This window comes from Mycobacteroides franklinii, from assembly GCF_002013895.1.
Lineage (GTDB): Bacteria > Actinomycetota > Actinomycetes > Mycobacteriales > Mycobacteriaceae > Mycobacterium > Mycobacterium franklinii.
In genome coordinates, this window is the sequence record NZ_MAFQ01000017.1 from 71,323 (window position 1) to 93,439 (window position 22,117).

At 64.1% G+C, this 22,117-nt stretch carries 21 protein-coding genes; 19 read left to right on the forward strand and 2 right to left on the reverse strand.

Annotated features, from left to right (window positions below; translation table 11 throughout):
• Positions 1 to 384: 384 nt before the first annotated feature.
• Positions 385 to 639, forward strand: a complete 255-nt coding sequence (locus B4393_RS23875) for a WhiB family transcriptional regulator (RefSeq protein WP_070939326.1) — start codon at positions 385 to 387, stop codon at positions 637 to 639.
• 23 nt (positions 640 to 662) lie between these two features.
• Here B4393_RS23875 and B4393_RS23880 read toward each other — a convergent pair whose 3' ends face one another.
• Complete coding sequence (locus B4393_RS23880) at positions 663 to 1,163, reverse strand: metallopeptidase family protein (protein WP_078279973.1); 501 nt, start codon at positions 1,161 to 1,163, stop codon at positions 663 to 665.
• A gap of 130 nt (positions 1,164 to 1,293) precedes the next feature.
• Between B4393_RS23880 and B4393_RS23885 the strand changes: the two genes are divergently transcribed.
• The 12 genes from B4393_RS23885 to B4393_RS23940 all read left to right on the forward strand — a co-directional run bounded on the left by B4393_RS23885 (position 1,294) and on the right by B4393_RS23940 (position 12,900).
• Positions 1,294 to 1,704: a DUF3499 domain-containing protein gene (locus B4393_RS23885; RefSeq protein ID WP_078279970.1), complete on the forward strand. Its 411-nt coding sequence runs from the start codon at positions 1,294 to 1,296 to the stop codon at positions 1,702 to 1,704.
• A 242-nt stretch (positions 1,705 to 1,946) separates the two neighbouring features.
• Positions 1,947 to 3,347 (forward strand): phosphomannomutase/phosphoglucomutase, encoded by a 1,401-nt coding sequence (locus B4393_RS23890; protein ID WP_078336244.1) that lies wholly within the window; start codon positions 1,947 to 1,949, stop codon positions 3,345 to 3,347.
• Positions 3,347 to 4,414, forward strand: a complete 1,068-nt coding sequence (locus B4393_RS23895; RefSeq protein WP_078336245.1) for a TobH protein — start codon at positions 3,347 to 3,349, stop codon at positions 4,412 to 4,414. Before B4393_RS23890 ends, B4393_RS23895 begins: the two co-directional genes overlap by 1 nt.
• Positions 4,411 to 5,628 carry a mannose-6-phosphate isomerase, class I gene (gene manA, locus B4393_RS23900; protein ID WP_078336246.1) on the forward strand — a complete coding sequence of 406 codons (1,218 nt, stop codon included), beginning with the start codon at positions 4,411 to 4,413 and terminating at the stop codon, positions 5,626 to 5,628. The genes B4393_RS23895 and manA overlap by 4 nt, the downstream gene beginning before the upstream one ends.
• A gap of 33 nt (positions 5,629 to 5,661) precedes the next feature.
• The gene (locus B4393_RS23905) at positions 5,662 to 6,585 is read left to right on the forward strand and encodes a cation diffusion facilitator family transporter (RefSeq protein WP_078336247.1); all 924 of its coding nucleotides are present in this window, start codon (positions 5,662 to 5,664) and stop codon (positions 6,583 to 6,585) included.
• Between the two features lie 53 nt (positions 6,586 to 6,638).
• Positions 6,639 to 8,114, forward strand: coding sequence for an APC family permease (locus B4393_RS23910; protein ID WP_078336248.1), 1,476 nt, complete (start codon positions 6,639 to 6,641; stop codon positions 8,112 to 8,114).
• Positions 8,115 to 8,331: 217 nt separating this feature from the next.
• Positions 8,332 to 9,564: an alkane 1-monooxygenase gene (locus B4393_RS23915; RefSeq protein ID WP_078336249.1), complete on the forward strand. Its 1,233-nt coding sequence runs from the start codon at positions 8,332 to 8,334 to the stop codon at positions 9,562 to 9,564.
• Position 9,565: 1 nt separating this feature from the next.
• A complete protein-coding gene (locus B4393_RS23920) occupies positions 9,566 to 9,754 on the forward strand; it encodes a rubredoxin (protein WP_078336250.1) in 189 nt (62 codons plus the stop codon).
• On the forward strand, positions 9,751 to 9,939 hold the full coding sequence (locus tag B4393_RS23925; protein ID WP_078336251.1) for a rubredoxin: 189 nt from the start codon (positions 9,751 to 9,753) through the stop codon (positions 9,937 to 9,939). The genes B4393_RS23920 and B4393_RS23925 overlap by 4 nt, the downstream gene beginning before the upstream one ends.
• Positions 9,940 to 10,013: 74 nt before the next feature.
• Positions 10,014 to 10,610 carry a TetR/AcrR family transcriptional regulator gene (locus B4393_RS23930; protein ID WP_070939329.1) on the forward strand — a complete coding sequence of 199 codons (597 nt, stop codon included), beginning with the start codon at positions 10,014 to 10,016 and terminating at the stop codon, positions 10,608 to 10,610.
• 122 nt (positions 10,611 to 10,732) lie between these two features.
• A complete protein-coding gene (gene ahcY, locus B4393_RS23935; RefSeq protein WP_078279944.1) occupies positions 10,733 to 12,193 on the forward strand; it encodes an adenosylhomocysteinase in 1,461 nt (486 codons plus the stop codon).
• Positions 12,194 to 12,261: 68 nt separating this feature from the next.
• Positions 12,262 to 12,900 carry a dTMP kinase gene (locus B4393_RS23940; RefSeq protein WP_078336252.1) on the forward strand — a complete coding sequence of 213 codons (639 nt, stop codon included), beginning with the start codon at positions 12,262 to 12,264 and terminating at the stop codon, positions 12,898 to 12,900.
• A 55-nt stretch (positions 12,901 to 12,955) separates the two neighbouring features.
• On the opposite strand, the gene B4393_RS23945 is transcribed toward B4393_RS23940, so the two are convergent.
• Entirely contained in the window at positions 12,956 to 13,678 is a 723-nt protein-coding gene (locus B4393_RS23945; protein ID WP_078279938.1) for an MgtC/SapB family protein, read from the reverse strand.
• Positions 13,679 to 13,960: 282 nt separating this feature from the next.
• On the opposite strand from B4393_RS23945, the gene B4393_RS23950 reads away from it, so the two are divergent.
• The 6 genes from B4393_RS23950 to B4393_RS23975 all read left to right on the forward strand — a co-directional run bounded on the left by B4393_RS23950 (position 13,961) and on the right by B4393_RS23975 (position 22,105).
• The gene (locus B4393_RS23950) at positions 13,961 to 15,493 is read left to right on the forward strand and encodes an AMP-binding protein (RefSeq protein ID WP_078336278.1); all 1,533 of its coding nucleotides are present in this window, start codon (positions 13,961 to 13,963) and stop codon (positions 15,491 to 15,493) included.
• Positions 15,494 to 15,556: 63 nt separating this feature from the next.
• Entirely contained in the window at positions 15,557 to 16,243 is a 687-nt protein-coding gene (mtrA, locus tag B4393_RS23955) for a two-component system response regulator MtrA (protein WP_070909563.1), read from the forward strand.
• Complete coding sequence (mtrB, locus tag B4393_RS23960; RefSeq protein WP_078336253.1) at positions 16,240 to 17,973, forward strand: MtrAB system histidine kinase MtrB; 1,734 nt, start codon at positions 16,240 to 16,242, stop codon at positions 17,971 to 17,973. The genes mtrA and mtrB overlap by 4 nt, the downstream gene beginning before the upstream one ends.
• Positions 17,970 to 19,724: an MtrAB system accessory lipoprotein LpqB gene (gene lpqB, locus B4393_RS23965; RefSeq protein ID WP_109558567.1), complete on the forward strand. Its 1,755-nt coding sequence runs from the start codon at positions 17,970 to 17,972 to the stop codon at positions 19,722 to 19,724. Before mtrB ends, lpqB begins: the two co-directional genes overlap by 4 nt.
• Before the next feature lie 78 nt (positions 19,725 to 19,802).
• Entirely contained in the window at positions 19,803 to 20,402 is a 600-nt protein-coding gene (locus tag B4393_RS23970) for a TetR/AcrR family transcriptional regulator (protein ID WP_078336255.1), read from the forward strand.
• A gap of 86 nt (positions 20,403 to 20,488) precedes the next feature.
• Positions 20,489 to 22,105: an FAD-dependent monooxygenase gene (locus tag B4393_RS23975; protein ID WP_109558568.1), complete on the forward strand. Its 1,617-nt coding sequence runs from the start codon at positions 20,489 to 20,491 to the stop codon at positions 22,103 to 22,105.
• The last annotated feature ends 12 nt before the right edge of the window (positions 22,106 to 22,117 follow it).

Genomic DNA, 22,117 nt, shown 5'->3' on the forward strand with positions numbered 1-22,117 from the left:
CCGAGACTAGTGCGCCGGCAATGACGCGACACGCCACGAGGGCGCCACGCCGTTTTTGTCGGTCGCAGATGGTATGAATTTTCGTCCTTCGCTTGACCCCGGCAGCGAACACGTGTGTAATCACACCAGTGTCATTCCTCGGGCTGAGTTTGTAAGTCGCAGGCGCAGACCGGGATTCGATCAAGTGTTCGAATGGAATGGCCGGGAAACGAAGATGTGGGCACGAAACCGGGCAATACGGGCTGTATTTGGATGCAAGAGGAACAGTGAGGAGGCGGGACGATGCTGTTCGGGCGCAATGAATTCGGCGTACACGACGAGCTGAGTTCCGGCGTTGGCACGGGTGCGACGGGCTTGCCGCCCGCACGTCCACATCTAACGTTGGTGCAGAACGATTTTGACGCGATTGCTGGTGTCACTGACGATCAGTGGCAGGAAAAGGCGCTGTGCGCACAGACCGATCCCGAGGCCTTCTTCCCTGAAAAGGGTGGGTCGACTCGTGAAGCCAAGCGCATCTGCCAGGGCTGCGAGGTCAAGGACGAGTGCCTTGAGTACGCACTGGCCAATGACGAGCGGTTCGGTATTTGGGGTGGCCTCTCCGAACGTGAGCGGCGTCGCCTGAAGCGGGGCATCATCTAACTCCGCGTTCGACCAGGGCGGAGTCAGTCGCCCTCGTCGGTGATGGTTGGGTCGATCACCGACGGCTCCACCCCCAGGTGGGTGGCAACCTGCGCGACCAACAGATCGTGCAGCAGATCCGACAAATCTCCAGATTTCTTCGCGCGCAATTCGATTGGCTTGCGGAACAAGACAATTCGCGCCCGGGTGGTGTTGCCCCGGGTGTCGACGCCAGCAGGAATCAGCCTCGCCAGCGGTATCGGTCCATCCGCGATCACCTCCGGCGGCCACTGCACCGAATCCGGGTCCTTGGGCTGGATGCGCGGAATCTCATCGACCGCGACGTCCAAACCCGCTAGCCGCGACTGCCAGGCCCGCTCAATCGGCTCGTAGGCTTCCAGTACCGCCATATCGAAACGCTCGGCGCGTGAGCGCCAGCCGGGAACGGTCGGCGGCAGTAGGGGCCCACGGAAATCGCGCCCCCTGCGAGAGCCCTGCGAACTCGATCCCCCAGAGGTCCCGCCGCGCCGTCCGTCACGTGACATACGAAAGATGGTAACGGTGTGACTCCTGTGATTGACGAATCACAACGAGCCGATCACCGGACGGTCTCGGTCGGTGCACAGCGCGTGTCTGCGGGTCGGAACGTGTTTGCGCACGCTAGCCTCAACGTTTGTGAGAGCCCCCCGTCGCTGCTGTCGACCCGGGTGCCCGAGTACCGCCGTGGCGACGTTGACGTTCGTCTACGCGGATTCGACGGCCGTGGTTGGGCCGCTGGCCACGTCCAGCGAGCCGCATTCGTGGGATCTGTGCGCGCAACACGCGAGCCGGATCACCGCGCCCCGCGGATGGGAGCTGGTCCGCTACAACGGTCCTTTACCGTCCAATCCAGAGGACGACGACCTGGTTGCCCTGGCAGATGCGGTGCGCGAGCCCGCCGGTGTCCGGGTGGCCGCGGCTGGATTCAGCGAGCCGGCGTTCGATGTCAGCAGCCCCGCGCCCAATGCCGCCCCGCGGCCCGTCCATCCGGCTCCGGTGGGGCGGCGTCGAGGACATCTGCGGGTTCTGCCTGATCCTTCCGAGTGAGGCTGGTCCGAACGAGTATTTGTCCGGGAGAGTGAGGCTGGTCCGAACGAGTATTTGTCCCGGAGTGAGGCCGGTTCGCGCGAGTGCCGATATCGGGCAGCTCTGACTAGGCACTTTCGGCGCGGCCTGATTACATTCTGTAGCCTCTCGCCGGACGTTCACGTTGGGCACTCGCCGACCACTAGGCTGGCCAGCGATACCTAACGTCCGGCTTTCAACAGATCAATAGGAGTGCTCTCGTCATGGCCCGGTCTGCCGACGCTGTCCACGCTGTCATCAAGGCGTACGACGTTCGTGGCCTACTGGGCGAGCAGATCGACGAGTCCTTTGTCTTCGACGTGGGTTCCTCGTTCGCACGTCTGGTCAAGGCCGAGCGGGACGACCCGTCCAGGCCGCTGCGGATCGTCGTGGGCCGCGATATGCGTGACTCGTCGCCCTCTCTGGCGCAGGCGTTCACGGACGGCGTCACCGCCCAGGGCGTCGACGTGGTGCAGATCGGGCTGGCATCCACCGACCAGCTGTACTTCGCGTCCGGATTGTTGGACTGCCCGGGCGCGATGTTCACCGCCAGCCACAATCCGGCCGCATACAACGGAATCAAGCTGTGCCGCGCCGGGGCCAAGCCCGTGGGCAAGGACAGCGGCCTGTCCGTCATCAGCGATGAGCTCATCGGCGGAGTGCCCGGTTACGACGGTCCTGCGGGCGCCGTCACCAAGCGCGATGTGCTCGCCGAATACGGCGAGTTCCTGCGGTCGCTGGTTCAGTTGAGTGCGGCACGCCCGCTTCGGGTGGCGGTGGACGCCGGTAATGGCATGGCCGGGCACACGACACCCGCGGTGTTGGGTTCGATTTCGTCGATCACTGTCGCGCCCTTGTATTTCGAGTTGGACGGCAACTTTCCCAACCACGAGGCCAATCCGCTCGATCCCGAGAACCTCAGGGATCTGCAGGCCTTCGTGGGTGCCGAGAGTGCCGATATCGGTCTTGCCTTCGACGGCGACGCCGACCGTTGTTTCGTGGTCGATGAGCGCGGGCGCGCCGTATCGCCCTCCGCGGTAACCGCTTTGGTGGCCCGTCGAGAGTTGGAGCGGGAGATCGGCGGCACCGTCATCCATAACTTGATCACCTCGCGCGCCGTCCCGGAGCTCGTCATCGAGCATGGCGGAACTCCGGTGCGATCCCGGGTTGGTCACTCGTTCATCAAGGCGTTGATGGCCGAGACCGGCGCGATCTTCGGCGGTGAGCACTCCGCGCACTATTACTTCCGGGATTTCTGGGGCGCCGACTCCGGCATGCTGGCGGCTCTGCATGTACTGGCGGCTCTCAGCGAACAAGATCGGCCGCTGTCGGATCTGATGTCGGACTACGAGCGCTACGCGTCTTCCGGCGAGATCAACTTCCGCGTCTCGAATGTCAAGGCCTGTGTCGACGAAGTGCTGAAGTCATTTGGCACCCAGATAGTTTCGATCGATCACCTCGACGGTGTCACCGTCGACATCGGTGCGGGAACGTGGTTCAACCTGCGCACGTCCAACACCGAGCCCCTGCTGCGGCTCAACGTCGAGGCGCGCACAGATGAGGATGTGGCCGCCGTAGTCGCGCGTGTCACCGATTTGGTGGACCGCACAGAGGCTGCCACCTGATGAACGCCACCATCGATCTGGACGACGCCGAGGGTCTCTTGGCGGCGGATCGCGATGGGGCGCTGCAGGCCGCGTCGATGGCCGGATCGCAGGTGCGTGCCGTGGGCACCGCCATCGCCGAGGGCGCGCTAGAACCATTGCGGTCGGAGGACCGATCGCGCGCCGTCGTGTGGGTCTCCGGGCGCGGTACCGCCGCCACAGCCGGAGCGATTCTGGCTGGCGCGCTAGCAGATACGGTGAGCCTGCCATTCGTGACTGCCACCCGTGCGCCGGTTTGGGTGGGCCCGCTCGATGTCATGGTGATTGCCGGTGACGACGCCGGTGATCCGGCCCTGAGTGCCGCGGTATCGGTGGGTACTCGCCGGGGCGCGCGGGTGGTCATTGCCGCCCCGGATGAGGGGCCTCTAGCGGATTCCGGTGCCGGCCGGGCGATTTCGCTGGCGCCTCGATTGCGAGTACCGGACACCTTCGGCCTTGCCCATAATCTTGCGGTGGGCGCGGCCGTGCTTGGCGCGCTGGACAGGGCCATCACGCCCGACGTGATGACCATTGCCGACGAGATAGACGGTGAAGTGTCCCGGAACACCGTGGGACGCGAGGTTTTCACCAATGCCGCGAAAACGATCGCCGCGCGCTTGACCGGTGGCCCCGCGGTGTTGTGCGGGGATCGGTCGGTCACCGTGGCGCTGGCGGGGCACGCCGCGGCGACGCTGCTACGACTGACCCAGCGCACCGTCACCGCCTGCGGCCTACCGCAGGCGCTGGCTGCGATGCGGGATGCCTTGTCGGGCAGGAGTTCTAGTGAGAGCTCGTTGTTTCACGATGAGTTCATCGATGGTCCGCGTAGCGAGGGACCGCCGCGAATACTGGCACTTGCGACCGACACCGACTTCCAATCGGTTGCCGCGAGGATCGAGGGTGTCGACGAAGCCGAATTGGTGAGCACCACGGACCTCGGCCAGGAGGCGGCCCGACCGTCGGAGTTCGCGCAGTTGCTGATGCTCTCGACACGGTTCGAGATGGCCTCGGTGTATGCCCGGCTTGGTGGGGGGAGATCCGGGCTGTGAATCTGCTCAGGGGGGCGATCAGGACGTACGCCTGGGGTTCGCGGACGGCCATCGCCGAGTTCACCGGGCGCCCTACGCCTACACCGCATCCGGAAGCCGAGCTGTGGCTGGGCGCACATCCGGCTGACCCCGCGTACCTGGAAACATCCAGCGGCGCAAAGTCATTACTCGATGTGGTGGCAGCCGACCCGGCCGGTCAGTTGGGGCCGGCCTCGGTGGCAGAGTTCGGGGATCAGCTGCCCTTCCTGCTGAAGGTGCTGGCGGCCGACGAGCCGCTTTCCCTGCAGGCACACCCCAGCGCGCAGCAGGCGGCCGACGGGTACGCACGCGAAGAGGCGGCGGGTGTACCGCTCAACTCTCCGGTGCGCAACTATCGCGATCGCAACCACAAGCCGGAACTCGTTGTGGCCCTGGATCGTTTCGAGGCGCTGGCGGGCTTCCGTGATCCCGGCGACACCGTGGAACTGTTCCGTGCACTGGACGTCGACGCGCTGACCCCATATGTGAACCTGCTGGCGGGTCAATCCGACGCCGACGGGCTACGGGCCTTGTTCACCACCTGGATCACCCTTCCGCAGCCGAGCCTGGATGTGTTGGTGCCGGCCGTTCTCGACGGGGCGGTGCGCTACCTGTCTTCTGATGACGGACGCTTCGTCGGCGAGGCGCGCACACTCCTGGAATTGGGTGAGCGCTATCCCGCCGATGCGGGAGTGCTCGCCTCGCTGTTGTTGAATCGGCTCACGCTGGAACCGGGGGAGGGCATTTATCTGCCTGCCGGAAACCTGCACGCCTACCTGCGTGGCCTGGCGGTGGAGATCATGGCCAACTCCGACAACGTACTGCGGGGCGGGCTGACGCCGAAACACGTCGACGTTCCCGAATTGCTTCGGGTGCTGGATTTTTCACCTGCCGCCGAGAAGCACCTGCACGTCGAGACGGTCACCGATGGTGCCGAGACTCGGTATCGCACGCCCGCCAAGGAGTTCGCGCTCTCGCGCTTCGACCTCGTGGACGGCGAGCCCACGCCGATAGGGATCAAAGGACCGCGGATACTGCTGTGCACCCAGGGCAGCGTGAGTCTGGACGGTTCAGGGACGGACCTCGAGGTGCATGCCGGACAGTCGGTGTGGGTGCCTGCCGATGGCGGAAGTGTCACGCTGACCGGGCGGTCCGATGCCCGGGTGTTCATGGCAACCGTCGACGCAGACGCGTAGCGGTCGGCCGGGGCGGAAACAGAAGGAGAGTCGATGTCGGCAGGCGGTAGTAAGAGAGCGATCATCGCGGCGCTGGCCGCCAACGCCGGTATCGCCGTGGCCAAGTTCGTCGGCTTCGCGATCACCGGCAGTTCGTCGATGCTCGCCGAGTCAGTGCACTCGATAGCGGACACCTCCAACCAGGGTCTGCTGCTCTACGGACAGCGTGCCGCGAGCAAGGAAGCAGATCGCCTGCACCCGTTCGGATATGGACGCAGCCGATTCTTCTACTCCTTTGTGGTCGCGCTGGTGTTGTTCACGCTCGGCTCGGTCTTCGCCCTATACGAGGGCTATCACAAGATCCATGCTCCGGAGCATCTGCAGTCACCGATCGTGGCGATCGTCATCCTGGCGGTGGCGATCGCGCTGGAGGGCTACAGCTTCCGTACCGCGTTCATCGAGTCCAGGCCGCTGAAGGGCGGCGCCAGCTGGTGGCAGTTCATCCGGAACTCGCGTAACCCGGAGCTTCCCGTCGTACTGCTCGAAGACACCGGCGCGCTGCTGGGGTTGGCTTTCGCGTTGTTCGGTGTTGGTATGACGATCGTCACCGGTGATCCGGTATGGGACGGGATCGGCACGATGGCGATCGGCGTGCTGTTGGGCATCATCGCGATCGTCCTGATGGTCGAGATGAAGAGTCTGCTGATCGGCGAGGGCGCTACGGCGGCACAGGAGCAGGCCATTCTTGGCGCACTCGCGGGTACCGAACACGTCGAGCGGGTAATCCATTGCCGGACCCAGTATCTGGGTCCGGAGGAGTTATTGGTCGCGGCCAAGATCGCCATCACACCGTCTGCGGATTTGCCGCGGGTCGCTGCCACCATTGACGCCGCCGAGCGGCGGGTGCGCGAGGCGGTGCCGATAGCGCAGGTGATCTACCTGGAACCCGATCTGGACCGCTCAGCCGCGATTTCTTAGCTAGGCGGTGTGATCAACAGTCGTGAGCATGGGGGTTGTGCGAGACTGCCGTAATGCCAGGTAGCGGATTGTGGCGAACCAAGTCTGTCGAGCAGTCGATCGCGGATACCGACGAGCCGGAAACGAAGCTTCGTAGGGACCTAACGTGGTGGGATCTCACCGTTTTCGGGGTCTCGGTGGTCATCGGAGCCGGTATCTTCACCGTCACCGCATCGACGGCGGCCAATGTCACCGGGCCCGCGATCTCGCTCTCCTTCATCATGGCCGCGATCGGGTGCGGGCTGGCGGCGATGTGTTATGCCGAATTCGCCTCCACCATCCCCGTTGCCGGCAGCGCCTATACGTTCTCCTACGCGACGTTCGGTGAGTTCGCCGCGTGGATTCTGGGCTGGGATCTGATTCTGGAGTTCTCGGTCGGTGCGGCCACCGTCGCCAAGGGCTGGTCCAGCTATTTGAGTACCGTATTTGGGTTCTCCAGCGGCACAGTTCATCTCGGGTCGGTCAAGATCGACTGGGGTGCGCTGCTCGTTGTTTCGGTGTTGACGGTGCTGCTCGCCGTCGGTACCAAGCTGTCTTCGCGGGTGTCGCTCGTCATCACGACCATCAAGGTTCTGGTGGTGTTGTTGGTGATCATCGTCGGCGCGTTCTTCATCAAGACGTCCAACTACACACCGTTCATCCCCCCGGCGGAGGCGGGAGGTTCCAGTAGACAGGGATTGGATCAGTCCCTGTTCTCCTTCATCGTCGGCGGTACCGGCAGTCAGTACGGCTGGTTCGGTGTGCTGGCGGGTGCATCGATCGTGTTCTTCGCATTCATCGGTTTCGATGTCGTCGCCACAACCGCGGAGGAAACGCGGAATCCGCAAAAGGATGTGCCGCGCGGCATCATCGCCTCGCTGGTCATCGTGACCGTCCTGTACGTCGCGGTGACGGTGGTGCTTTCCGGGATGGTCAAGTACAGCGATCTGCGGGCCGAGGATTCGCACCCGAACCTGTCCACGGCATTCCACCTCAACGGTGTCGACTGGGCGGCCAAAGTGATCGCGATCGGTGCGCTGGCCGGGCTGACCACCGTGGTCATGGTGTTGATGCTCGGGCAGATCCGGGTCATCTTCGCAATGTGCCGCGACGGGCTGCTGCCGCGCGAGCTGGCGCGAACCGGATCGCACGGCACGCCGATACGGATCACCCTGATCGTGGGCTTTCTGGTGGCGATGGCTGCCTCTCTTACTCCGATCGAGGGTTTGGAGGAGATCGTCAACGTCGGCACACTGTTCGCGTTTGTGCTGGTTTCGGCCGGTGTTGTCGTGCTGCGGCGATCTCGGCCGGATCTGCCCCGCAGTTTCCGGACGCCGGGAGTGCCCTGGCTGCCGATTGTCGCGATCGTGGCGTGCGGGTGGTTGATGCTCAACCTCGCGGTGCGTACCTGGATGTTCGCACTGGGCTGGATGGCCGTCGGCGTGATCGTCTACTTCGTCTACAGCCGCCGGCACTCCGTGCTGGGGCAGCGCGTGGCCGTCGAGAAGTAACTCTTCTTCGCGTTTCCTTGCGCGCCGACACGCCGTGTCGTGCGCGCCTGTCTCGGCCGTTGCGTCGAAAACCGTGGTCTCGGTGACTGTGGGTGACGCGCGCCACCAGGTTCTTTACAAAACATATTGATTTGTCTAGACATGTGACGAAGCATGTCCTATCGTCAAATCTGTTCGGTGACGTACCTCACGCAGATATCGACGAGGAGAAGTGACGATGACGTCAAACCTGGAAACCAGCCCGGTGCAGCCCGCCTCAGCGTGGCGCGACCGCAAGCGCTACATGTGGCTGTACGGCATGATCCCGCCCACGGCGATCTTCATCGCGACGGCTTTGGTCTATGTGATGAACCAGCTCGGCTGGCAGCAGTTCTCGCCGATCTTCTTCTGGATCGGCCCGCTGTTGGTCTACGTGATCCTGCCGCTGCTGGACCTGAATTTCGGGGCCGACGGCGAGAACGCGCCCGATGAGGTGATGGAGGCGCTCGAGAACGACAAGTACTACCGCTATTGCACCTACATCTTCATCCCGTTCCAGTACGCCAGCTTCTTCGTGGGTGCGTACTACTTCACCGCCACCGATCTGAGCTGGATCGGGTTTGACCACGGCATCAGCTGGATTTCCAAGCTGGGTATCGCGGCGTCGATCGGCGTGCTGGGTGGTGTGGGTATCAACACCGCCCACGAAATGGGGCACAAGAAGGACGAGCTGGAGCGCTGGCTCTCGAAGATCACGCTGGCGCAGACGTTCTACGGCCACTTCTACATCGAGCACAACCGCGGCCACCATGTGCGCGTCGCGACGCCCGAGGATCCGGCCAGCTCACGCTTCGGCGAGACCTTCTGGGGATTCTGGCCGCGCAGCGTGTGGGGCAGCCTGAAGTCCTCCTGGAACCTGGAGGCCACGCGCATGAAGCGGCTGAACCGCTTTGTGTTGCACCCGAGCAACGATGTGGTCAATGCCTGGCTGATGTCGGTGGTGCTGTTCGGGGTCACCATCGCTATCTTCGGCACCGCGGTCATCCCGTACCTGATCATTCAGGCCATCTATGGATTCACCTTCCTGGAGACGGTGAACTATCTCGAGCACTACGGTCTGCTGCGCCAGAAGGTTGCCGGCGGTCGGTACGAGCGCTGCACACCCAAGCACAGCTGGAACTCCGATCACCTGGTGACCAACATTTTCCTGTACCACCTGCAGCGGCACAGCGATCACCACGCCAACCCGACCCGGCGTTACCAGACGCTGCGCAGTATGGACGGTGCGCCGAACCTTCCCAGTGGGTACGCCACGATGTTGACCCTGGCCTACTTCCCGCCGCTGTGGCGCAAGGTCATGGACCATCGGGTGCTGGATCACTACGACGGCGATATCACCAAGGTGAATGTTCAGCCGAGTAAGCGCACAAAGATTCTGGCCAAGTACGGCGTGACGAACGAGGCGGCCTGACATGTCGCAGTACCGTTGCCCTGTATGTCAGTACGTGTACGACGAGAGCACGGGAGCCCCTCGCGAGGGGTTTCCGGCCGGGACGGCGTGGTCGGCGATTCCCGACGACTGGTGCTGCCCCGACTGCGGAGTGCGCGAGAAAGTGGATTTCGAAGTTTTTGAATCCTCAAAATCAGGAGCGGACTCATGAGCGATGAGGACTACAAGCTGTACGAATGCATGCAGTGCGGGTTCCAGTACGACGAGGCCCTTGGTTGGCCGGAGGACGGCCTCGAGCCGGGCACCCGCTGGGAGGACATTCCCGACGACTGGAGCTGCCCGGATTGCGGAGCGGCCAAAGCTGACTTCGTGATGGTAGAGATCGCGCGGCCATGACGGACGTCCTGCCCGGCAGGGACGCATTGACGTCGGCCAGCACCGCTGTCAGGCTGCCCGGGGTGACGCCACGAGTGCCGTATGCGGAGGCCGCGCGGGCGCTGCTTCGCGAATCGGTCCTCGATGCCCTGGGCGATCTGCTGCGCCAGCGGGACTGGTCGGCGGTCACCATGTCCGATGTGTCCCGCCGGGCCGGGGTCAGCCGTCAAACGCTCTACAACGAGTTCGGTTCCCGGCAGGGGTTGGCTCAGGGGTACGCCTTGCGGTTGGCCTTGCGTCTGGCCGACTCTGTCAATGATGCGATCTACGCCAACGTCGGTGATATCCACGGCGCGTTGCATCAGGGATTCGCGGCCTTCTTCGCCGAGAGTGCCGCAGACCCCATGGTGATCTCGCTGTTGACCGGTGAGGCCAAGCCTGAGCTCATGCGCCTCGTGACGGTCGACAGCGCGCTGATCGTGCTGCCGGCCTCGGCGCGGCTGACCGAGTCGTTCGCGAACAGCTGGGTGGCCGCCAGCGAGGAAGACGCTGCGATCCTCGCGAGGTCGATTGTGCGGCTGGCGATTAGTTACGTATCGATGCCGCCGGAATCGGATCATGACGTGGCGCTCGATATGGCGCGGTTGTTGTCGCCGTTCGTCGAGACCAACGCGCTTGCCGACAGGGCGTGACCTGCACCTGCGTAAATCTCGGTACCTGATCTAACTATCCGTCGCTCTCACGCGCTAACCTGGTGACGGACCCGTGTATGTCATGGGGATTGACATACTTCAGAGACTTGATTGAGGTGGCGATGACCGAGCTGGTGGCCGACGTACGCAACGGCATTGATTACAAGGTGGCCGATCTTTCCGAGGCCGAGTTCGGCCGCAAGGAGATCCGTCTCGCCGAGCACGAGATGCCGGGCCTGATGACGCTGCGCCGTGAGTACGCAGATGTGTTGCCGCTCAAGGGCGCTCGCATCTCTGGCTCGCTGCACATGACGATTCAGACCGCGGTGCTGATCGAGACGCTTGTCGCGCTCGGTGCCGAGGTGCGCTGGGCGTCGTGCAACATCTTCTCCACCCAGGACCACGCGGCGGCGGCTGTCGTCGTCGGGCCGCACGGCACCCCGGAAGAGCCCCAGGGCACCCCGGTCTTCGCCTGGAAGGGCGAGACGCTGGAGGAGTACTGGTGGGCCGCCGAGCAGATGCTCACCTGGCCGAACGAGCCGGCCAACATGATCCTGGACGACGGTGGCGACGCCACCATGCTGGTGCTGCGCGGTGCGCAGTTCGAGCAGGCCGGTGTGGTGCCGCCCGCTGACGAGAACGACTCCACCGAGTACAAGGTCTTCCTGAACCTGCTGCGCGAGCGGTTCGAGACCGACAAGGACAAGTGGACCAAGATCGCCGAATCGGTCCAGGGTGTCACCGAAGAGACCACCACCGGCGTGCTGCGCCTATACCAGTTCGCCGCCGCCGGCGAGCTGGCGTTCCCGGCCATCAACGTCAACGACTCGGTGACGAAGAGCAAGTTCGACAACAAGTACGGCACCCGGCACTCGCTGGTCGACGGCATCAACCGCGGCACCGACGTGCTCATCGGTGGCAAGAAGGTGCTGATCTGTGGTTATGGCGACGTCGGCAAGGGTTGTGCCGAGTCCCTCGCCGGACAGGGTGCGCGCGTGCAGGTCACCGAGATCGACCCGATCAACGCACTGCAGGCGCTCATGGACGGGTTCGACGTCGTGACCGTCGAGGAGGCCATCGGCAATGCCGACATCGTGGTGACCGCCACCGGTAACTACGACATCATCCTGCTGGATCACATGAAGGCCATGAAGGACCAGGCGATCCTGGGCAACATCGGCCACTTCGACAACGAGATCGACATGGCGGCGCTGGAGAAGTCGGGCGCGGTCCGGCTCAACATCAAGCCGCAGGTCGATCAGTGGACGTTCGGCGACTCGGGCAAGTCGATCATCGTGCTGTCCGAGGGCCGTTTGCTCAACCTGGGTAACGCCACCGGACATCCGTCGTTCGTGATGAGCAACAGCTTCTCCAACCAGGTGATCGCGCAGATCGAGTTGTGGACCAAGAACGACGAGTACGACAACGAGGTCTACCGGCTTGCCAAGCACCTCGATGAGAAGGTGGCGCGTATCCACGTCGAGGCTCTCGGCGGCTCGCTGACCAAGCTCACCAAGGACCAGGCCGAGTACATCGGCGTGGACGTGGAGGGCCCGTACAAGCCGGAGCACTACCGCTACTGATCGTCGCTGACCAACGTAGAGGCCCCTTGCACTCCGGTGCCGGGGGCTTTTGCGTAGGCTGACCAGCCGTGGGCCAACTGATTGCGATCGAGGGTGTCGACGGCGCGGGGAAGCGCACACTCACCGAGGCGCTGACCAAGCGCTGCGTGTCCGACGGGTTATCCGTTGCGACGCTGGCCTTTCCGCGTTATGGACAGTCGGTGCATGCCGATCTCGCTGCCGAGTCGCTCAAAGGCGGGCACGGTGATGTGGTGTCGTCCGCGTACGCCATGGGGCTGCTGTTCGCGCTGGATCGCCGTGATGCGCTCGCGGAGTTGACGGAGCTGATGCGCGCTCACGATCTGGTGATCCTGGATCGGTGGGTAGCCTCCAACGCCGCATACGGTGCGGCGCGGCTGCACCAGGATGGCGACGGCGACATGGCGCACTGGGTGTACGCGCTGGAGTTCGAGCGCTTTGGGCTGCCGCGACCGGATTGGCAAGTATTCCTTAATGTTTCACCCGAGCTGGCAGGGGAGCGGGCCCGCGGCCGCGAGCAGCAGGACAGTGACCGCGCTCGCGATACCTACGAGCGTGACGCGGACCTGCAGTCGCGGGTATCCGCGGCGTACGCCGATCTGGCGCAACGCAACTGGGGTGGACCCTGGGTGGTCACCGATGGTGCCGAACCGGAAACGCTCGCAGCGGAGCTCCTTCGGCGAGCGTGACGCTACTGCGGCAAATCGACAGAAATTCCGCAATGGCGTCATGCTCGGCCAGCCGCTACCACTCGCTGGATTCGACTTCTTCCTCACGGCCGACGTGCCAACGCACCGATGAGACCGCGGGTTCCATGGACAACCGGCTCACCGCGGACTCCAGCAGGGAGTCGTTGCGCTCCTCGGCGCTCAGCTTCGCGACCACCCGAACGTGCTTGCCGTCCTCGACGTCGTAGGACCGCACCGATTGCAATGCGAATTCGGGCCGGTTGACCGCTTGCACGGTGAGCGCCCGGATATGCGCCTCTGTCTCATCGGTGGTGGTCACCTCGAAGAGATACGCAGCGGGCGCGGACTCGCGACCGATTGCGGGCTGACGATCCAGTAGATGGCCCACCGGGCGTAACAGCAGGTTGGCCAGCACAATTGCCGCCGCACCGAGGACTGCCACCTCGTACATTCCGCCACCCGCTAGGGCGCCGACTGCGGCAGTTGCCCACATGGTGGCGGCGGTGTTCAGCCCGGTGATGGTGGCGCCTTGCTTCATGATCACGCCGGCACCGAGGAAACCGATGCCCGAAACAATCTGTGCCGCAACGCGAGTGGGATCTGCGCCGGGCCCGTGGAAGCTGTAGGCACCCATGATGACGAATAGCGTTGCACCCAGGCACACCAGGGCGTTGGTGCGTAGGCCGGCATTCTTGGCGCGCCACTGCCGTTCTACTCCGATGGCGCAACCCAGGCCAAATCCGAGTGCTATGCGGATGATGACATCCCAATGGCTCATAACGGGTCCTGTTCTCTCGCAGTGATTTCGAGATGCACAAAAATCGGTGCAACAAGAGCGCCTTCGAGCGCGAACCGGGTCTGCGTTAGAAGGCGCTGTGAATACTCGGAGGTTGACTATCGGACATAGTCGCGTCACCTCCTAGTCGTGGGCGCAAAGCGCACATGAATCACTGCTGAACAAAGCGCCATCATTAAACACCCGGCCACCAGTGACCGGCAAGATGCCGCGTCGTTCGTTGATATGGACACCGCACTGGGCGCGGGACGGCAGGATTGGTACGTGTACTTCGATCTAAGCGTACGAGATTTCCTGGACCGTGCCGAGCTGGTCTACCCCGACCGCATCGGCGTTGTCGACGAGCCGGTGCAACCGGCGCCGTCTTGGGGCGAGTTGACCTACCGGCAGCTCGCCGCGCGGGCTCGTGGACAGGCCGCGGTGCTCGATGCTCTCGGGGTCGCACCGGGGGAGCGGGTGGCAATCGTTTCGCAGAACAGCGCGCGCCTGCTCACCTCCTTTTTCGGGGTGTCCGGGTGGGGGCGCATCCTGGTGCCCATCAATTTTCGGTTGGCCCCCGCCGAGATCGAGTACATCGTCGAGCATTCGGGCGCGTCGGTGCTGATGGTCGACCCGGAGGTGCGGGGCCTACTGGACACCGTGCGCGCCACCCACAACTTCGTGCTGGGAGAAGACGATGCGGCGATGTTCGGGGACATGGGAGAGGGCAAGTCCCCGACCTCCGCTAGTCCCCAATCCTGGTCCTGTACCGAATCGGACACAGCCACACTGAATTACACCTCAGGCACGACCAGCCGGCCCAAGGGCGTACAGCTCACACATCGCAATATCTGGATCAACGCCGTCGTCTTCGGGCTGCACGCGACCTTGCGGGATGACGACGTGCTGCTACACACATTGCCGATGTTTCACTGCAACGGATGGGGTTGGCCCTACGCCGCCACCGGAATGGGTGGGCGGCACATTGTGTTGCGCAAGGTCGACGGCGACGAGATTCTGCGCCGCGTCGCGGCACATGGCGTCACTGTGATGTGCGCGGCGCCAACGGTCGTCGACGCGGTGCTGGACGCGGCCGCGCGCTGGCAAGGGCCCATTCCGGGCCGGGGCCGGGTACGCATCATCGTCGCGGGGGCGCCGCCGCCAACGCGCACCATCGCGCGGGTGCGGGCCGAACTCGGCTGGGAATTCATTCAGATCTATGGGCTTACCGAAACCGCACCGCTGATCACCATGAATCGTTTTCGCTCCGAATGGGCCGGTCTCGATGAGCAGGAGCAGGCCCGCATGCTGGGGCGTGCGGGTGCCCCGGCGATCGGTGTGCGTGTTTCCGTCGCCGAGGACGGTGAGGTGCTCACCCAGTCGAACACGAATCTCGACGGATATTGGCATCAACCGGAGGCCACCGCGGAGGCATTGGCGGGCAATTGGTTTCACACCGGTGATCGTGGCTCGGTGGACGACGGATATCTCACCATCTCGGATCGCAAGAAGGACGTCATCATCACGGGCGGGGAGAATGTCACCTCCATCGAGGTCGAGGACGCGTTGATATCGCATCCCGCCGTTCGTGAGGCCGCTGTCGTCGGGATCCCCGACGAGAAATGGGGAGAACTGGTCACGGCGGTCGTGGTGGTGGTCGCCCCGGCCGACCCGCCGACCGGGTCCGAACTCATCGCGCACTGCCGGGACAGACTCGCCGGGTACAAGTGCCCCAAGCGCGTCGAGTTCGTCGAAGCCCTGCCCAGAACGGCCACCGGCAAGATCCAGAAGTTCAAGATCCGTCAGCAGCTCGTCTAACTGCCAGATAGATTCGCAACTCGCCCCTTTGGTACCCCGGTTTTGTCACGATCTAGTGACACGATGGGATCTATGAGGCAAAGGATCCTTGTTGTCGACGATGACGCGTCATTGGCGGAGATGCTCACCATCGTGTTGCGCGGGGAGGGTTTCGAGACGGCTGTTGTGAGCGATGGCACCCAGGCGCTCACCGCCGTTCGGGAGCTGCGGCCCGATTTGGTCCTGCTGGACCTCATGCTGCCCGGGATGAACGGCATCGATGTCTGCCGCGTGCTGCGCTCCGACTCCGGTGTGCCGATCGTCATGCTCACCGCCAAGACCGACACCGTTGACGTGGTGTTGGGTCTGGAGTCCGGCGCCGATGACTACATCATGAAGCCGTTCAAGCCCAAGGAGCTCGTCGCCCGCATTCGTGCCCGGTTGCGCCGCAACGACGACGAGCCCGCCGAGCTGCTGAACATCGCGGGTATCGAGATCGATGTGCCCGCGCACAAGGTGACGCGCGAGGGCGAACAGATCTCCCTGACCCCGCTGGAGTTCGACCTGCTGGTGGCGCTGGCACGTAAACCGCGCCAGGTGTTTACTCGTGATGTGCTGCTCGAACAGGTGTGGGGTTATCGTCACCCGGCCGATACCAGGCTGGTGAACGTCCACGTGCAGCGTCTGCGGGCGAAGGTCGAGAAGGACCCTGAGAATCCGACCGTGGTGTTGACCGTTCGAGGAGTGGGATATAAGGCCGGACCCCCGTGATCTTCAGCTCGAAGCGGCGCATTCAGCGGCGATCGGCACCACTGATACGCGGACTGAAGGCACTGAGTCGAGCGGTCGGGTTCACCTGGCGCCGTTCCCTGCAGGTGCGGGTGGTGGTGTCCAACCTGGCGCTGTCCTCACTGGTCATTCTGATCTTGGGATTCGTGCTCACAAGCCAGGTCACCGACCGCATCCTGGAATCGAAGATCCGGGTCGCGACCGAAGAGATGGAACGCGCGCGCGTCATCGTCAGCGACGATGTCGGCGGCGAGGAGACCCGCTCGGTACAAAGCAGCCTGGAGCTGGCTCGTAACCAACTGCTGAACGGTAGCAAGGGCTCCGACGGTGGAGGCGCTGGTGCGTTCGACGCCGTCCTGCTGGTTCCCGGTGACGGCCCCCGTGAGGCAACGTCGGCGGGGCCGGCCACCCAAATTCCGGGCCCCTTGCGCGAATTCGTCAAGGCCGGACAGGTCAGTTACCAGTACTCGACAGTGCACACCGAGAGCTTCTCGGGGAAGGCTCTGGTTATCGGTTCGCCGACTACCTCCTCGAAGGTGACCGCGCTCGAGCTGTATCTGGTCTTCCCGCTCTCGAACGAGGAAAGCACCATTTCGCTGGTCAGGGGCACCATCGTGACCGGTGGGGTGGTGCTGCTGGTGCTGCTGGCCGCGGTGGCGCTGCTGGTCGCTCGCCAGGTGGTGCTGCCGGTGCGGTCGGCGTCGCGTATCGCCGAGCGATTCGCCGAAGGGCATCTGTCCGAACGCATGCCGGTGCGCGGCGTCGACGATATGGCGCGGCTCGCAGTGTCGTTCAACGACATGGCCGAGAGCCTGTCGCGTGAGATCACCCAACTGGAAGAGTTCGGAAATCTGCAGCGCCGCTTCACCTCTGACGTGAGCCACGAATTGCGCACGCCGCTGACCACGGTGCGGATGGCGGCCGACCTCATCTATGACAACCGCGAAGAGCTCGATCCGGCGCTGCAGCGCTCCGCCGAGTTGATGGTCAACGAGCTCGATCGATTTGAAACGCTGCTCAGTGACTTGCTGGAAATCTCGCGGCACGATGCCGGTGTGGCCGAGCTCACCGTGGAGCAGGTGGATCTGCGTGACACCGTCAAGGCGGTGGTGGCCTCGGTCAAGCACCTGGCCGACGAATTGGACACCACGGTCGAGCTCGACATGCCCGACAAAGAGATCATCGCCGAGGTGGATCCCCGTCGCGTGGAACGCATCCTGCGCAACTTGGTGGCCAATGCCATCGACCACAGCGAGCACAAGCCTGTCACCATCCGGATGGCCGCCGATATCGACAGTGTCGCCGTCACGGTCCGCGACCGCGGGGTCGGCTTGCGGCCCGGTGAGGAAAAGTTGGTGTTCAACAGGTTCTGGCGTGCCGATCCGTCGCGTAAGCGTCATTCCGGGGGCACCGGGCTGGGGTTGGCGATCAGCGTCGAGGACGCCCGATTGCATCAGGGACGCCTGGAGGCGTGGGGCGAACCGGGCAATGGTGCGCTGTTCCGCCTGACGGTGCCGTTGGTGCGCGGGCATAAAGTGACGACGAGCCCTCTTCCGTTGAATCCGACCAGCCGTCCGAGTTCGGCTGTGCGCCGGGCGACTTCGCGCGGACCTCATCCCGGGGAGCAAGAGACCACGCCCATGCGTACCTCGGGTGACAAGACCGAGCGCGTGCGGGAGTCGTCGGGCGGCCGTGGGGGAGATGCATCGTGATGCGCCGCAAGGTGGCCGCCGCCCTGGCTGCGATAACACTCGGGGTCTCCGGCTGTGCCGGCGTGCCGTCCTCGTCCTCGCCGCAGGCCATCGGCACGGTGCAGCGCCCGCTGCCTCCCGGGGTCCCGGCACCCACGCCGGGCATGGAGCCGGAAACGGTGCTCCGTGAATTTCTGAAAGCCACGGCCGAGCCGTCCAACAGACACCGGGCGGCCCGCCAATTCCTCACCGAATCCGGATCGCGGACGTGGGATGACGCGGGTGACGCGGTGCTGATCGAGTCGCCAGTGTTCGCCGACCAGCGCGGTGTCGACCGGTGGACCATCAATGTCCGCGCCAACAAACTGGGCACCTTGTCCGATATCGGGGTGTTCGAGACTTCGCAAGGCGACGTTCAAGCTCCGCAGTTCACGTTGGTAAAGGTCAACGGCGAGTGGAGAATCGACACGCTGCCCAATGGAGTGTTCCTGGACTGGGCGCAGTTCCAGACCACCTATCGGCGATACACCGTGTACTTCGCGGATCCCGCCGGCCGTACGGTGGTGCCCGACCCGCGGTATCTGGCGGTCGCTGATCCTGAACTGTTGGCCACCGAGCTCGTGTACAAACTGCTGGCCGGCCCGCGCCCGGAACTTGGTGGGGCCGTGCGTAATCACCTCAACGGTCTGCGGTTGCGCGGCCCGGTGACCCGCGTCGATGGCAGCAGGGTCGATGTGGGGCGCGGATATGGCGGGGTGCGGGTGGAACTGGAGGGCGATCTGACACCGGATCAGCGGACCCGGCAGTTCCTTGCCGCGCAGGTGATTTGGACGTTGTCGCGGGCAGGTGTTGCTGGCCCGTATGTGCTGCAGGTCAATGGTGCGCCACTCGATGAGCAGCTGGCGCAGGGCTGGAGCACTCAGAATGTCGCATCGACGGACCCTGGCGCGTCGGAGGGCGCAGGGGTGGGTCTGTACGGGCTGCTCAACGGGTCGCTGGTATCGGTTGATCGCGACACAGCGGCGCCGGTGCGGGGATCTTTCGGTCAAGTGGGAAACCAGGTTTCCGCGGCGCTGTCCCGCAGCGGCCGTCAGGTGGCGTCCGTGGTGCGGGTACAAGCAGGCGATGACCCGCAGATGTCGATGTGGGTGGGTGCCAATGGCGCAAATGGCAGTGAGGCGGTCGGCGGCAAGACCCTGACGCGCCCGACCTGGGCGCTCGACGACGCGGTGTGGGTGGTCATCGACGGCGGCCGAGTGGTCAGAGTCATCCAGGAGGCCACCACGTCCATGGTGGCGGTACTGCCGGTCGAATCCTCGGCGGTGGCACAGAAATACAAGGGACTGATCACCGAACTGGCGTTGTCGCGCGATGGCACCCGAGCGGCGATGATCATCGACGGCCAGGTCATCCTGGCGACGGTCGTGCAGACTGACAGTGGCGACTACGCGTTGGTGCAACCGCGGCGGCTGGGCTATGGCCTGGGAAACTCGGCGGTCTCGCTGGCCTGGCGCACCGGTGACGATATCGCGGTGGCCCGCAACGACGGATCGCACTTGGTGGCCAACGTGAACCTGGACGGGGTGAACTCCGACCTGGATGATCGCAACCTGTTGACCCCGGTGTCCACGATCGTCGCCTCGCCGGCGATCATCTACATCGCCGACGCACGCGGAGTGCTGCAGCTGACGGGACTGGGCACTCCGGAGGAGCGGTGGATCGAGGTGCGCCCGCTCATGATGCCCCAAACGATTCCGGTGCTCACGGGCTAATCTCGCGCATTCCTCGAGCCCGGCAGTATGGTTGGATCGGAACTGTTCCGTATCGCCCTGGGTGGAGGGGAGCGTGGTATGTCGAGTCGCGGGTCGGCCCGGCTAGACCGATCGTTGGACGGCGCCATTCTCGAGGCTGCGCTGGCGGCGGTGTCTGAGCACGGGTATGACCGCGCCAGCATGGATGATGTCGCGGCGCGGGCCGGGGTGGGCAAGGCGGCCATCTACCGACGTTGGTCATCTAAGGAAGCAGTGGTCGCCGATGCGATTGCGCACTGGCGCCGGCAGTTGGGTTCGGTGCGGCCACCGAACACCGGCACGCTGCGCGGCGATGTGGAGGCGGTGATCGCCGCGGTTCCCGAGTACGACGCCAATGATAAAAATATGTTGAATGTCGTTGTGGGAGTGGCTACTGCCGCCAGTCGCAATCCGCTGCTGGCGGCGGCGCTGGAGGATGTGGTGCTGGCGCAGTCGCGCCGGATGCTGCAGGTGGTACTCGATCAGGCCGTTGCCCGGGGCGAGATCGCGGGTGGGCGTGATCTGTCGCTTCTGCCTGACGCCGTCCTCGGTCTCAACATCATCCGGGTCATGGCGGGGCGCCCGGTGGATCGTGTGTATGTCCGACGGGTACTCGAAGATGTTGTCCTGCCGCTGGCCTGCGTGCCCGCCGAAATCTGAAAATTCACGTCTTGCGTATCGGGTGCCTGTGTGTCAGCCTGGGTAGGCGGAACTGGTCGGTTCCGCCTACGGTGTGGAGGGTCTTCGTGAATCCGAAACATGTCCCGGTACTCATTACCGGCGCCGGCGCGGCGGGCCTCTCTCTGTCTGCTTTGCTCGCCCATCATGGTGTCCCGCCTCTTTTGGTCGAGAGGCGTTCCGAGAGATTTGTCTATCCAAAAGCCAGGAACCTGAGCTTTCGCACGCTCGAGATTTTGCGAAGGTTGGGGGTCGGCGACGCCGTGGATGCCGTCGCCGATGGTGTGTCCGGCATGGTGACGAGGTCCACGCTCAACGGCACGGACGAGGGCACGCCCCTGGATGTCGCCGGTATCTTCGGTGGCATCGATGAGTTGAGCCCGGAGCCGCCCGCGCAGTACTGCCCCCAAAGCCGCTTGGAACCAATACTTCTCGATAAAACTCGAGGAAGTGGTGGTGAGGTCCGATATGGGACAGAGCTGACTTCATTCGCGCAGGACGACGACGGTGTGACCGCGGTGCTTCGCGATATGCGTTCTGGGACTGAACAAACGGTGCGGGCCGACTACCTGGTTGCCGCGGACGGTACGCACAGCCCGGTTCGGGAGGCGCTGGGGATAAGGTCTGCGGGGCATGGTGCCCTGCCCATCTATGTCATCTTCATTTACTTTCGTGGACCGTGGCGACAGTTCGTGCCCGGCCTGGCCGACGGCGATTCGATTCATGTCAAGAACGCCACAGTGGATGGGATTTTCGTCGGCACCGACGGCGACCTGGGGTTGTTCATCACCACCTACCTGCGCAGCGCAGGGGAGACCGCTGCCGAGTTCACGCCCGAGCGCTGTCGCGAACTCCTTAATGCCGCGGTGGGCGAACCCGTAGACCTGGTGATCGTGGAGATCGCGTCCTGGCAGCCATACGAGCAGGTCGCCGAGCGATTTCAGGACGGCAGGGTGTTTCTTGTGGGGGACGCGGCGCACGCTATGCCGCCCTTCAAGGCCGGGGGCGCCAACTGCGCGATCCAGAGTGCTGACAACCTCGCGTGGAAGCTCGCGGCCGTCATCATCGGCCAGGCGGGGGCCGGACTGTTGCGGACCTATGAGGTCGAACGTCATCCGGTGGGTACCTTCAGCGCGCGACAGTCGCTGACCGGTCCGCCGCGGTCCTTCTTGCGGATAGATGACGACGTGCCGGATCTGCCGTTGGAGGAAGAGCAGCCGATCTTCGCGTTGCTCGCCGGATACCAGTACCGCTCAGCGGCAACCGTGCCGCACGAGACGGCCCCATATCCCGACGAGGTCGCTCTGGTGGATCAGTTGCGAGGGCAGGCGGGAACGCGTATGCCACACGTCTGGCTGGAACGAAATGGCAAGCGCGAGTCCAGCTTGGACCTCCTCGGTGCCGGGTTTACCGTCATCGCTGCCGGCGACCACGAGGACTGGCGTGACGCGACGTCCGGAGCGTCAGCCGACCTCGACGTGACGGTCACCTTCGTGGGTATCGGCGGACCGGACGGTGAACGTTGGTCGGCGGTGACGTGCCTGGCCGCGGGTGAAGCGCTACTGGTACGGCCGGATCAGTTCATCGGGTGGCGTTCGGATGTGCGGCCCGAGAATGGTTGTGACTCAAGGGAGATGTTGCGGGGAGCGCTATCGGAGATTTTGGCGCGGGACGGCTGCCGATGATCAAGGCCTGAC